The sequence below is a fragment of the Sphingomonas sp. UV9 genome (assembly GCF_004101245.1).
Taxonomy (GTDB): Bacteria; Pseudomonadota; Alphaproteobacteria; order Sphingomonadales; family Sphingomonadaceae; genus Sphingomonas.
This window is the reverse complement of sequence record NZ_SCIN01000001.1, coordinates 1,308,432-1,321,726: the sequence shown is the minus strand read 5'-3', so window position 1 is coordinate 1,321,726 and position 13,295 is coordinate 1,308,432. Positions and strand designations below refer to the sequence as shown.

Sequence of the window (13,295 nt, the reverse complement as noted above, 5' to 3'; positions counted from 1 at the left end):
ATGGCGAAGGTGGCACCGGAAGGGCTGATCACGGCGCTCGATATCGGGTCGTCGAAGGTTTCGGCGATGATCGCGCAGAAGGGGGACGGCGGCGAGCTGATCGTGCTGGGCACCGGCCAGCGCGAGAGCCGCGGCGTCAAGCGCGGCTATATCGCCGACATGGCGACGACCGAGGCGGCGGTGCGCGAGGCTGTCGAACAGGCCGAGCGGATCGCCGGGATCAACATCGAGAATGTCTGGGTCGGGTTCTCGGCCGGTGGGCTCGTGTCCGACGTCGCCGAGGTCGAGTTCGAGCTTGGCGGCCACCGCGTCGAACAGCAGGATATCGACGCGCTGCTGACCGCGGGGCGCAACTCGATCGATCCGCAGGGCCGCATGGTGCTGCACGCGCAGCCCGCGCTGTACACGCTCGACGGTCTGACGGGGGTCAAGACGCCGCTTGGGCTACACGCGGATCGGCTCGGCGTGCATATCCATGTCGTTGCCGCGGACGGTTCGCCGGTGCGCAATCTCGATCTGTGCGTGCGGTCGGCGCATCTGGAGGTGAAGTCGATCATCGCCTCGCCGGTCGCGACTGGGCTTGCCTGTCTCAGCGAGGAGGAGCGCGAGCTTGGCGTCGCGCTGGTCGAGATGGGGGCGGGGATCACCAACGTGTCGCTGTTCGCGGGCGGAATGCTGGTCGGGCTGACGTCGATCCCGATGGGCGCGGCGGACATCACCGACGATATCGCCAGCGCGTTCGGCACGCGGCGGCAGAATGCCGAGCGGATGAAGTGCTTCCACGGGTCGGCCAATGCCAGCCCCCGCGACAATCACGACATGATCCCGGTCATGCCGATCTCGGCGGAGGACGGCGCGGGCGAGGGCGCGCAGATCACCAAGGCGCAGCTGATCGGCGTGATCCGCCAGCGGCTGGAGCATCAGATGGGGGAGGTGCGCAACGCGCTCACCACGCTGAAGTTCGAGGGGCCGGTCGGGCGGCAGGTCGTGCTGACCGGTGGCGGCGCCGAGTTGAAGGGCATCGCCGACTATGCGCAACAGGCGCTCGGGCGGTCGGTGCGGATCGGTCGACCGCGCGGGCTGACCGCCCTGCCAGAGGCGCATGGCGGACCGGCGTTTGCGACGCTAGCGGGGTTGGCCTTCTATGCGGCGACCAACCCGGTCGACCTCCGCGGGCTGGCGCCGCAGCGGACGACGGTGCATCGGCCAAAGGGAATCGGCATGATGCGCAAGTTGATCCAGGCGGCGCGGGCGAATTATTAAGAGTTTCGAAGCGTCTGGCGTTATTTCGGCTGGAACAGGCCGTGACGTTGGTGCACACAGATTAATCAGGGGCCCGGCTGTAGCGTATCTACCGGGTTGTGCGGAGAACGGCGATGAGCATCGAATTCCTTAGTCCCGAAGTGGACGATCTGGCCCCCCGCATCGCGGTGATCGGCGTCGGCGGCGCGGGCGGCAACGCGATCGCCAACATGATGCGGGCCGACGTCCAGGGCGTCGACTTCCTCGTGGCGAACACCGACGCGCAGGCGTTGAAGCAGTCGACCGCGCCGCAGCGGATCCAGCTGGGTACCAAGATCACGCAAGGGTTGGGTGCCGGTTCGCGTCCGGAAATCGGCCGCGCGGCTGCCGAGGAGACGATCGACCAGCTCGCCAAGATGCTCGAAGGCGCGCATATGTGCTTCATCACCGCCGGCATGGGCGGCGGCACGGGCACGGGCGCGGCCCCGGTCATCGCCAAGGCGGCGCGCGACATGGGCATCCTGACCGTCGGCGTCGTGACCAAGCCGTTCGCGTTCGAGGGCAACCGTCGCGCCAAGTCGGCCGAGGGCGGCATCGACGAGCTCCAGAAGTATGTCGACACGCTGATCGTCATCCCGAACCAGAATTTGTTCCTCATCGCCAACGCGAACACGACCTTCAAGGAAGCGTTCACGATGGCGGACGAGGTGCTCCAGCAGGGCGTCCGCAGCATCACCGACCTGATGGTGATGCCGGGCCTCATCAACCTCGATTTCGCCGACGTCCGCTCGGTGATGCAGGAGATGGGCAAGGCCATGATGGGCACCGGCGAGGCAAGCGGCGACAACCGTGCGCTCGAGGCCGCGCAGAAGGCGATCTCGAACCCGCTGCTCGAAGGCGTCAGCATGCGCGGCGCCAAGGGCGTCATCATCTCGATCACCGGCGGCGACGACATGCGCCTGCTCGAGGTCGACGAAGCCGCGAACCACATCCGCGACCTGGTCGATCCCGATGCCAACATCATCTGGGGCTCGGCGTTCAACCAGGAGCTCGAAGGCAAGATCCGCGTCTCGGTCGTCGCGACCGGGATCGACGCGGATGCGCGTCCTCCGGAAGTTGCGCCCGAGCCGACGCGCTCGTTCAGCTTCGGATCGCGCAAGACCGACGAGACGACCTCGTTCCGTCCGAGCGAGCCGGCTGCGGGATCGTCTGCCCCCGCTTCGTCGGAGGATGAAGAGCCGCTCGACCTGACCGCGTCGTCGGAAGTGGAGACGCCAGCGTCGAAGTCGGATGACGAGCTGGTGCTCGGCGCCGAGACGATCGTTCCGCAGGCTGCGCCTTTGGCCGCGCCCGCTCCGGCCGCAGCGGTGCCGCAGCCGGCTCCGGCGCCGCGCACCTATGGCGACGAGCCTTACGGTCGCGGTCCGATCGCGCGTCCGGCCTCGGCATCGTCCGTGCCGCCGGCTCGTGCACCGATCGCGCCGGCCATTCCGGTGCCGACGCCCGCTGCGGACGAGGGTGGCGCGCGTCGCCGCTGGCTCGCGCCGGGTGCCGAAGCGGCGCCCGAGGCGGTTCCGGCCGCACCACGCGTGAAGCTGGGTGGCACGTTGTTCGAGCGCATGTCGAATGCGGCGCGCGGCGCGGCGAAGGAAGACGGCGAGGCTGCTCCACAGGATCCGCTCGACATCCCGCGCTTCCTGCATCGGCAGAACAACCAGTAAGCGGAAAATCGCCGGCTTATCCTGTGTTTGCCTGAATTGCCGTCCTCATCCTTTGCGTGGCCAGATGGCCGTGAGCCTTCTCCCTTTCCCGGTTGGGAGAGGGAGAGGCGACGATGGGTGAGGACGGACGCAGCGAGGTTGCTTGCGAATTGGCGGTCCGCGGTCGAATTGCCGCCACGCGCGAAACCGTCCCGGCCGACAATTCCTTCGTTCGTCGCCGCCTTCGCCCCGTTCGCCGCGCACCGTACCGACGGGCGTTGCCGGTTCGGTCGGTCTGGCGTCTAGACAGATGCTTCTCATGACTCGATCGTCCCACCATCTTTTGACTGCCGCGCTGGCGCTCGTGCTGGCTGCCGTGCCGTGCGCGGCCGTCGCGCAGGAAGTCGTGCAGGCGATCCCGGGGACGACCGACGCGGACAAGCTGGGCGACCTCATGCGCCGCGTCGCGAGCAATCCGCGCGATGTCGATGCGCTGATCCGCGCGGGCGATCTGTCGATGGGGCTGGGCGATCTCAGCGGCGCTGCGGCGTTGTTCGCACGCGCCGAGAAAGTGAACCCGCGCGACGGTCGGATCAAGGCGGGGATGGGGTCGATCCTGGTGCGATCCGAGCGGCCGGGCGAGGCACTGCGCTATTATGGGCAGGCCGAGAGCCTGGGCCTCGATCCGCGCAACTTCGCCGCCGACCGCGCGCTCGCCTATGACTTGATCGGGCAGCAGGACCGGGCGCAACGCGACTACCGGGTGGCATTGCGGAATGCTCCCGATGACGAGACGCTGCGACGCTATGCGTTGTCGCTCGGGATTTCGGGCAAGCAGGACCTTGCCGTCCAGCAACTCGGCCCGCTGCTCCTGAAAAGCGATCGCGGCGCGTGGCGGGCACGCGCGTTCATCCTCGCGATGAACGGCGACGTGGCGGGCGCGGAGAAGATCGCGACGGCGATGATGCCGCGCGGGACTGCGCAGGGCCTGCAACCCTTCTTCCAGCGGCTGCCCAACCTGCCGGCGAGCGACCGGGCGTTCGCGGTGCATTTCGGCGAGGTCCACGCGACCCCGGCACGCCTCGCGGATGCGCGGATGACGCCGCCGCTGGGCGTGCTCGCGCCCGATCCGACCGCGCCGGTGATGATGGCGGCGGTGCCGCAACCGGTCGCCGTCGCGGCATCGGGCAAGACCAAGCATGGCCGTCGCGGCAAGCCGGGCCGGACCGAGATGGCGGCGACGACCACGCGCGCCACTGCGCCGGTGCCGGTTGTCGCGACGCGTACGCCGACTGCCCCCGCTCCGACCACTCCCGCTCCGACCACTCCCGCTGCGGTCGCGCCGCCGGTCCAGCTCGCGTCGTCGGCGCTCCCGATGGTGCAGGCCGTGCCTGCGCAATCGACAGGGGCGCGCGTCGCGACCCCGCAGCCGACCTATCGCGCACCGCAAGTCGCGCAGACCACGACCGCCGCGCCGCAGGTCCAGGCACCGGTCGCAGTGAGACGCGTCGCGCCGACGCCGACTTCGACTGGGACGTCGCCGGCGACCACCGCCGCCCAGATGGCGGCCTTGCCCGCGGGGCGTATCCAGTCGGAAAGCAACACGCGCGTAGCCAATTCGGTCGCTGCCGCGGCGGTCGCATCGACGGGGACGACGGCTCAGCCGGTAACGCCCGGCCCCGTCCAGTCGGCGCCGGTGCAACAGGCAGCGGTCCAGTCGCAGCCCATGACGCCGGCGCCGGTGGCTTCGGTCCAGCAGCCCGTCCAGCAGGCGAGTGCTGCACCCCTGCCGACTCCGGGCTTCTCCGCCAATGGAGCGTCGTCGACTGCGACGCCGACTTCGAGGCCGGTCGAGGTTGCCGCGGCGATGCCGCCGCGCGCGGTGGCGGCGAGTGAGGATTCGATCCTCGCGCGCATCGTCGCGGGGCTGTCGATCCCGGCGTCCGAGCTCGATGTCGCGCCGATGCGCCCGGCGCCCGTCGTGACGCAGGCCGCGGTGCCGGTCTCCGACGATGCCGAGCGCGTGCTCGCCGAGGCGAAGGCCAAGCTCCAGCGCGATGCGACGGCAAAGAAGATCGCGGCCGAGCAGCTCGCCGCCGACAAGAAGGCCGCGCTCGACAAGAAGGCGGCGGCGCGAAAGGCCATCGCCGACAAGAAGGCGCTCGCCGAGAAGAAGGCGGCCGCCGCAGAGAAGCTCGCGGCGGACAAGGCTGCGGCCGAGGAGAAGCGGATCGCGCGCGCCAATCCCGAACGCATCTGGGTGCAGGTGTCGACCGGTGCGACCGAGGGCGATCTGCCCAAGGCGTGGAGGGGCGTGAAGGCCAAGGCGCCGGCCGTGTTCGGCAGTCGCGGCGGCTGGACGACGCCGTGGAAGGCGACCAATCGCGTGCTCGCCGGGCCGTTCAAGACCGATGCGGAGGCGCGCACCTTCGTCAATCAGCTCGCCAAGGAAGGCGTTTCGACGTTCAGCTTCACCAGCGATCCGGGTCAGGTCATCACGAAGTTGCCTGCGAAGTGAGTTACCGCGCGCCCTGGGCTTCGGACCCGGCGCGCAGCAAAGGACGTCTCCACGAGGAACAGAACGGGTCCGTCCGCGGGCCGCGCGATGCGTTCCAGCGCGACCGCGACCGGATCATCCACTCGATCAGCTTCCGACGGCTGCGTCACAAGACGCAGGTGTTCATGGCGCCCGACGGCGACCATTTCCGGGTCCGCCTGACGCACAGCCTGGAGGTCGCGCAGATCGGCCGGACGATCGCGCGGACGCTGGCGCTGAACGAGGACCTGACCGAGGCGCTGTGTCTCGCGCACGACATCGGCCATCCGCCGTTCGGCCATGCCGGCGAGGATGCGCTGAAGGCGGCACTGATGCCTTCGGTCGAAGACGGGGGGCAGGGCGGGTTCGATCATAATGGTCACACGCTCCGCACGCTGATGACGATCGAGCGGCCCTATCCGATGTGGAACGGGCTCAACCTGACGTGGGAAACGCTGGAGGGGCTCGCCAAGCATAATGGGCCGGTGCGGAATCCGGGTTGGGCGCTGGCGGCGGCGGATGCGGAGTTTCCGCTGGCGTTGACCAGTTTCTCGTCACTGGAGGCACAGGTCGCGGCGATCGCGGACGATATCGCGTACGACAATCACGACATCGACGATGGCTTGCGCGCCGGCCTTTTGACGCTCGACCAGATGCTCGCCGTGCCGTTGGTCGCACGCGGCTGGGACGACGTGCGGCGCCGCTTTCCCGACATCGCACCGAAGCGGCTGGTCGGCGAACTCGTCCGCACGCAGATCGGGACGATGGTCAACGACCTGATCGCCGAAACCCGCCAGCGGATCGCGGCGAGTGGCGTGACGGACGTCGATGATGTGCGTGCTGCCGGGCAATGCCTGGTCGGTTTCTCGCCCGCAATGCGCGAGGCGGAGCGCGACCTGAAGCGCTTCATGTACGCCAATCTCTATCACCACCCGCGCCAATTGGCGGCGGCGGATGCGGCGAACGGGATCGTTGCCGGCCTGTTCGCGGTCTATCGCGACGATCCCGCGACGATTCCCGAGGAATGGCGCGAGCGGCTGCCGTCGGAGGATCCCGATCGCAGCCGGCATATCGCGGATTTCATTGCGGGGATGACGGATCGCTACGCCGTGTCGCGCTACCGCGAACTGGTCGGGCCGATCGATCTGCCCGAGGGGTTTTAGGGCGGCGCTTATCCTGCCCCGCGAGGGGGAGGTGGCGCGAAGCGACGGAGGGGGCGGACACGGAACCTCGGTTTGCCTGTCCTCCCCCTCCGTCTGGCAAGAGCCAGCCACCTCCCCCTGGCGGGAGAGGAACGTAATAGACGTGGCTCTAACGCAAATCGGCGGCCGGACCTTGGTCAGACCGCCGATCGTGTCGTCGACGAGGTTGGCGACGTTTAGCGCGTGGCCGAGGCGACGCCGCCGGCTGCGCCGGTGGCTTCGGCGGTCTTGAACGCGACCGGTACGCCGGCCGACACACCCGATACGCGATCGCCGCGCACGATCAGGTGGAACTTCTGGCCCGAGGGATAGCGACGACCGTCGATGACCTGGCGGCCACCGTCCTGCGTCGAGGTGTAGACATAGGTGCTGCCCTCGTGGACGAAGCGCTGCTTGGCGTCTGCGGCCATGCCGATGGTCGAGGTGAGGGCGGCGGCTGCTGCTGCGATGATCTTGAAACTATTGCGCATGATCGTGTCTCCCGCGTTGTGCGTCGAGCCGGATCAGGTCTTCTCCCAACTCTCGAGTCGGATAAATATTGCAGTGCAGCATGGGCTGCAATTGCAAAGCCGGCGATCATGATTGCGCGCGCTGCAACGACGTATCGAGCTGTCGATGCGGTGAACCGTGACGATGACATAGTTGCGCGACATCTCAGGCGCATAGCCGACATGAAGGAGAGGGATCGTGTCTGCTTCCAGTATCGCGCTCAATCGGTTCGGCCTTGGTGCAAGGCCCGGTGACGGCGTTTCCGGCGATCCAGCGAAATGGGTGCTGGCGCAGTGCGAGCGCTTCAATGTGCGGCCTGCGGCGATCGCCGGGGCGCCATCGACGGCGAGCGTTTCGGCGACCCTGGCGACGTATTTTGCGCAACAGAGGATGATCAGGGCGGAGTTCGGGCCGCGCAGGCCCAAACCGGCGCCGGGTGCTTCTACGCCGATGACGGCGCCGGCCATGCCAGCCATGACCGCCGCTATGGCCCCGCCCGTTACACCCGGTCCCGCCGCTGAAGATCCCGCCGAAGATCCCGGCGCGGCGGCCCGGCGAGCCGCGCGGCAACGCGCGGGCAAGCAGAGTCGCGACGATTACGGCGGCGCGGTCGCGGCACGGACGATCGCCGCGGTGACGAGCGATACGCCGTTCGTCGAGCGGCTCGTGCATTTCTGGGCGAACCATTTCGCGGTCTCGACCGACAAGCTCGAAGTCACCGGGCTCGCCGGGCCGATGGAGTTCGAGGCGATCCGCCCGCATGTGCTCGGCACGTTCGCCGACATGCTGAACGCGGTCGAGCGCCATCCGGCGATGCTGCTGTATCTCGACCAGGCGGTATCGGTCGGCCCCGACAGCCCGTTCGCCGCGCGCCGACCCCGGCGACGCTCCGGCCTCAACGAAAATCTCGCGCGTGAAATCATGGAGTTGCACACGCTAGGCGTCCGCAGCGGGTACACCCAGGCCGATGTCACCGAATTCGCGCGGGCGATGACCGGCTGGACGGTCGCGGGGATCGGTCGCGGGCCGGGTGCGCGCATGCAGGATGACGCGCGTCCTGGCGCGTTCGTCTTCCTCGCCGAGATGCATCAGCCGGGCGACCGGACCGTGATGGGCAAGCGCTATCCCGCGGCAGGCGAGGCGCAGGCACAGGCGGTGCTGGCCGATCTTGCCGTGCATCCGGCGACCGCGACTCATATCGCGACAAAGCTCGCGCGGCATTTCGCGGGCGACACGCCGCCGCCGGCGATGGTGAAGCGCCTCCAGGCCGCGTTCCTCGCATCGGGCGGCGACCTGCCGACGGTTTACCGCGCGCTGGTCGCGTCCCCCGAAGCGTGGGTGACGCAGCCGGTGAAATTCAAATCGCCGTGGGAATGGTATGTCTCGACGCAGCGTGCGCTCGGCACGACGATCGTCCAGCCGGGGGTGACGGTGGGGATGATGAACCAGCTCGGCCAGCCGGTGTGGAAGCCGGGGCAACCGGTCGGCTACGACGATATTGCGGCGGCCTGGGCCGGACCCGACGCGATCCTGCGGCGGGTGGAGGCGGCGGAGCGGTTTGCCGCGCGTGCCGGGCCGGTCGATGCCCGCGCGCTGGCGCCGACGCTGTTCCCGGCCTCGCTCAGTCCCGCCACCACGCAGGCGCTCGCGCGTGCGGAAAGCCCGGCGCAGGCGCTCGCACTGCTGCTCGTCGCCCCTGAATCGATGCGGAGATAGTCATGCTCGATCGTCGTTCCTTCCTCTCGACCGGTACGCTCGGCGTGCTGGCGTCCGCCTTCGCGCCGCGCATCGCCTTCGCAAGGGCCGCGACGAACAAGCGGTTCGTGTTCGTCATCCAGCGCGGGGCGGCGGACGGGCTCGGCACGATCGGTGCGGTCGGCGATCCGGCGTTCGCGGGTGTCCGCGGTGGTCTTGCGGCCGACTTCGCCACGGGGGCGAAGCTGGACGGCATGTTCGCGTTGCATCCGGCGATGACGGCGAGCGCTGGCCTCTACAAACAGGGCCAGGCGCTGTTCGCGCACGCGATCGCCTCGCCCTATCGCGATCGGTCGCATTTCGACGGGCAGAACGTGCTCGAGACGGGCGGCGCGAGCGCGTACCAAGTGCGCGACGGGTGGCTGAACCGGCTGCTCGGCGTACTGCCCGCGGATCAAGCGCGCGCGATCGCGGTGGCGGCGACCGTGCCGATGGCGCTGCGCGGCGGGCGCGAGGTGGCATCTTATGCGCCGTCGAACCTGCCCGATGCGTCGGACGATCTGCTGCAGCGGGTGGCGATGCTGTACGACGGCGACCGGCAATTGCATGCGCTGTGGAGCGAGGCGATGGCGACGCGCCAGCTGACCAGCGATCTCGGCCAGGACGGCGGCCGCAATGCCGCCGCGACCGGCGCGCTCGCCGCACGGTTGCTGAAGCCCGCCAATGGCGCGCGGATCGCGATGATCGAGACGGGCGGGTGGGATACGCATACCGGCCAGCGCGGTCGGCTCGCCGCGCAGTTGAAGGGCCTCGATGCGATGATCGCGTCGCTCCAGGCCGGGTTGGGGCCGTTATGGGCGGATACGATGGTGCTGGTCGCGACCGAGTTCGGGCGGACGGTCGCGGTGAACGGCACCGGCGGCACCGATCACGGGACGGGTACGGCGGCGATGCTGTTCGGGGGCGCGGTGAAGGGCGGGCGGGTCGTGTCGGACTGGCCGGGCCTCGCCCCCGCCGCGCTGTACGAGGCGCGCGATCTGAAGCCGACGATGCAGCTGGATGCGTTCATCGGCGGGGCGGTGTCGTCGCATTTCGGCATCGAGCCGGCGCGGGCGATGGCGGCGCTGTTCCCGGCGAGCGCGAAGACGGTGGCGGTCGAGGGGTTGGTGCGGGTTTGAGGTAGGTTTTGAACCGGAGTTTCTGGTCCCTCGCGAACGCGGGGGGGGCCAGGATCTCGCGCGATGAGCGTGATTTAGCTGCGCCCCCGCGTCCGCTGGGGAACGGTTACGGCCCGCCTCTTCCGCGGCGGGATTAAAATTGAGCGTCACCCGGCTTTGGTCTAGAGCGCGCGCTTCCTTGTGATACCGGAATTGCCATGACGCTCTACACCCGTTTTGCCGCGCATATCGATGCGGCGCTCGATACGCTGACTGCGGCGGGGACGCTGCCGGCTGGGCTCGACCGCAAGAACGTGACCGTCGAGCCGCCGCGCGACACGAGCCACGGCGATCTCGCGACCAATGCCGCGATGGTGCTCGCCAAGCCCGCCAAGACCAATCCGCGTGTGGTCGCGGATGCGCTGGTGGTCGAGCTGTCGAAGCTGGAGGACGTCGCGTCGGCGAGCGTCGCCGGGCCGGGCTTCATCAACATGAAGCTGACCGACGACGCCTGGCGTGCCGAACTGGCGGCGATCCCGGCGGCGGGTGCCGATTACGGCCGCTCGAAGCAGGGCGAGGGGATCACCGTCAATATCGAATATGTCTCGGCCAATCCGACCGGGCCGATGCACATGGGGCATTGTCGCGGCGCGGTGGTCGGCGATGCGCTCGCCAGCCTGCTCGAATTCGCCGGGCACCGCGTGATCCGCGAATATTACGTCAACGATGCAGGCGGCCAGGTCGACGTGCTCGCCCGTTCCGTACACCTGCGGTACCGCGAGGCGCTCGGCGAGACCGTCGAGATCCCCGAGGGGCTGTATCCTGGCGACTATCTCGTCCCCGTCGGCCAGTCGCTCGCGAAGGAATTCGGCGACCGGTATGTCGGCGCACCCGAGAGCGAATGGCTGGCCACCTTCCGCACGCAGGCGGTCGCGGCGATGATGGTGATGATCCGCGCCGATCTCGCGCTGCTCGGGATCGAGCACGAGGTATTCTCGTCGGAGGCAGAGCTCCAGGCCGCGAAGAAGCCCGAGGCGGCCGAGGCCGAATTGCGGTCGCGCGATCTGGTGTATGACGGCGTGCTCGAGGCGCCGAAGGGCGAGACGCCGGACGATTGGGAGCCGGTCGAGCTGCCGCTGTTCCGCTCGACGCAGTTCGGCGACGACCAGGACCGGCCGATCAAGAAGTCGAACGGGTCGTGGACCTATTTCGGCGCCGATCTCGCCTATCATTTCCAGAAGAGCCAGAGCGCCGACCAGCTGATCGACATCTGGGGCGCGGATCATGGCGGGACGGTCAAGCGGATCGTGGCGGCGGTGGCGGCGCTGACCGGCGGCAAGACGCGGTTCGACGTGAAGCTGGTCCAGATGGTCCGGCTGTTGCGCAACGGCGAGCCGGTCAAGATGTCGAAGCGGTCGGGCAACTTCGTCACGCTGGCGGACGTCGTGCGCGAGGTCGGCAAGGATGTCGTGCGCTTTACGATGCTGACCCGGCGCTCCGATGCGCAGATGGATTTCGACTTCGCCAAGGTGGTCGAGGCGTCGAAGGACAATCCGGTTTTCTACGTCCAGTACGCGCATGCCCGAATCGCATCGCTGCACCGGCGCGCGGCGGAGGCAGGAATTACGCCGATTTCCGCCGATCTGTCCCGGCTTGATACGGACGAACTGGCGCTCGTGCAACTCGCGGCGCAGTTTCCGCGGCTCGTCGAGATCGCCTCGACGGCGCGCGAGCCGCATAGAATCGCGTTCTATCTCTATGACTTGGCCGCGGCGTTTCATGCGCTGTGGAATGTCGGCAACGACCGCCCCGATCGCCGCTTCCTGGTGATCGAGGATCCGCAGGCGACCGCAGCCCGGCTTTTCTTGGCGTCCGCTATAGGGCAGATTATTCATAATGGCCTCGCCATCATGGGTGTCGAAGCGGTTTCGGAGATGAAGTGATGGCCGAAGACATGGATCTGCGCGAGGAAGACCGGCTCCCCTGGCTCGAAACCGTCGAACCGGACGAGCAGGACACGGTCGGCATCGGCCGCGTGATCGCACTGGTCGTACTCGGCCTGGCGGTGCTCGCGGCGATCATCTTCGGTATCTACAAGCTGCAACAGCGCACGCCCACGGGCGACGGCCAGCTGATCGCCGCGCAGGAAGGCGACTATAAGGTCAAGCCCGACGACGCCGGCGGCCTGAAGGTCAAGGGCGAGGGCGAGTCGGCGATCGCGACCAGCGCCGGCAAGTCGGGCAATGGTGCGATCGACCTGCGCGGCGTTCCGGAAGCCCCGGTCGACGGCAAGCGCGCGGTGGCGCCCAAGACGTCCGACGCGGCGGGTCGCAATGCCGTCGCGCAGGTGCCGGCGTCGAGTGGCCGTCTGGTCGCGGCGGCACCGATGGCGCCATCACGCTCGGGCACCGCGGGCGCGGCAACCGGCGGCTCGCTGGTCCAGCTGGGTGCCTATCCCAGCGAGGCCGTCGCGAACGCGGCCTGGACGAATTTCTCGAAGCGCTTTTCGTATATCGCGGCACTCGGCAAGTCGGTCCAGCCGGTCGCGACGGGCGGACGCACGCTGTATCGGCTGCGGGTGAATGCCGGCAGTGCGAACCAGGCGGCGGATATCTGTGGTCGGCTGCGGGTGGCGGGCGAAACCTGCTTCGTCGCCAGCTGAAATCGTCGGGTGGCTGACCACCCGGTCGTCCCGCTGAGGCGGTAGCTTTGGATGCAGGTGGCGTCGCGGGTGAAGTCCGGCGCCCGGTTCGGCAAATGCTAGGGCTGGCGTTGGGGTCGAACTACGAGGCGCTTTCGAGGGACGGCGGGCGAGCGTGAACACGGCCCGACCGCGCGACGATGCCGCGCTCAGCCGTCCGCGCGATCGACGGCGGGGCGGCCCTCTACTTGATCCGACGACAGCCGAGTTCGGCTGGCGGGGCCCCGGTTAGGCTGGAGTTTTCCCCTTACCCCGGCGATCGGTAGATGGCGTTACAGCGAGCGCCGATGTTTCCCGCCATATTTACGACCGATATAATCGCCGATCTGGGCGACTTCGGTTGCTGCGGCACGTGCGCCCTCCATCTGGCAGGGCAGCGGATCGCTGTCGTGATCGGTGACCCGCGCCTGTACCTTGTCGCACAGCTCCTCGATGTCGGCGCGCGTCAGGACATTCTTTTCGCGCAACAGGCAGATGAGGCTCTGCAGAATGACGAGGTTCTTGTCTTCGGGATCCGCCTCGAGCTTCAGGGACGATGCCATGATCTCTCTCCTAGATTGTTTTCAGCAGACT

Annotated in this window: 10 protein-coding genes; 8 read left to right on the top strand and 2 right to left on the bottom strand. The window is 68.3% G+C overall.

Annotated features, from left to right (window positions below):
- From ftsA to EQZ23_RS05835, 4 genes are all read left to right on the top strand, one after another.
- Positions 1 to 1,263, top strand: a complete 1,263-nt coding sequence (gene ftsA, locus EQZ23_RS05850) for a cell division protein FtsA (RefSeq protein WP_128453421.1) — start codon at positions 1 to 3, stop codon at positions 1,261 to 1,263.
- Positions 1,264 to 1,376: 113 nt separating this feature from the next.
- Complete coding sequence (gene ftsZ / locus EQZ23_RS05845; protein WP_128453420.1) at positions 1,377 to 2,963, top strand: cell division protein FtsZ; 1,587 nt, start codon at positions 1,377 to 1,379, stop codon at positions 2,961 to 2,963.
- A gap of 298 nt (positions 2,964 to 3,261) precedes the next feature.
- Entirely contained in the window at positions 3,262 to 5,460 is a 2,199-nt protein-coding gene (locus tag EQZ23_RS05840) for an SPOR domain-containing protein (protein ID WP_128453419.1), read from the top strand.
- A complete protein-coding gene (locus EQZ23_RS05835) occupies positions 5,457 to 6,641 on the top strand; it encodes a deoxyguanosinetriphosphate triphosphohydrolase (RefSeq protein WP_128453418.1) in 1,185 nt (394 codons plus the stop codon). Before EQZ23_RS05840 ends, EQZ23_RS05835 begins: the two co-directional genes overlap by 4 nt.
- A 215-nt stretch (positions 6,642 to 6,856) precedes the next feature.
- Here the strand turns inward: EQZ23_RS05835 and EQZ23_RS05830 are convergent, their stop codons facing one another.
- A complete protein-coding gene (locus EQZ23_RS05830; RefSeq protein ID WP_240663295.1) occupies positions 6,857 to 7,150 on the bottom strand; it encodes a hypothetical protein in 294 nt (97 codons plus the stop codon).
- A gap of 217 nt (positions 7,151 to 7,367) precedes the next feature.
- On the opposite strand from EQZ23_RS05830, the gene EQZ23_RS05825 reads away from it, so the two are divergent.
- The 4 genes from EQZ23_RS05825 (at position 7,368) to EQZ23_RS05810 (ending at position 12,683) form a co-directional block, all read left to right on the top strand.
- Complete coding sequence (locus EQZ23_RS05825) at positions 7,368 to 8,885, top strand: DUF1800 domain-containing protein (RefSeq protein ID WP_128453417.1); 1,518 nt, start codon at positions 7,368 to 7,370, stop codon at positions 8,883 to 8,885.
- Positions 8,886 to 8,887: 2 nt separating this feature from the next.
- The gene (locus EQZ23_RS05820; RefSeq protein ID WP_128453416.1) at positions 8,888 to 10,042 is read left to right on the top strand and encodes a DUF1501 domain-containing protein; all 1,155 of its coding nucleotides are present in this window, start codon (positions 8,888 to 8,890) and stop codon (positions 10,040 to 10,042) included.
- 197 nt (positions 10,043 to 10,239) lie between these two features.
- The gene (argS, locus tag EQZ23_RS05815) at positions 10,240 to 11,964 is read left to right on the top strand and encodes an arginine--tRNA ligase (protein WP_128453415.1); all 1,725 of its coding nucleotides are present in this window, start codon (positions 10,240 to 10,242) and stop codon (positions 11,962 to 11,964) included.
- The gene (locus tag EQZ23_RS05810) at positions 11,964 to 12,683 is read left to right on the top strand and encodes an SPOR domain-containing protein (RefSeq protein WP_128453414.1); all 720 of its coding nucleotides are present in this window, start codon (positions 11,964 to 11,966) and stop codon (positions 12,681 to 12,683) included. The genes argS and EQZ23_RS05810 overlap by 1 nt, the downstream gene beginning before the upstream one ends.
- 311 nt (positions 12,684 to 12,994) lie before the next feature.
- On the opposite strand, the gene EQZ23_RS05805 is transcribed toward EQZ23_RS05810, so the two are convergent.
- Positions 12,995 to 13,264, bottom strand: coding sequence for a hypothetical protein (locus tag EQZ23_RS05805; RefSeq protein WP_128453413.1), 270 nt, complete (start codon positions 13,262 to 13,264; stop codon positions 12,995 to 12,997).
- Between the last annotated feature and the right edge of the window lie 31 nt (positions 13,265 to 13,295).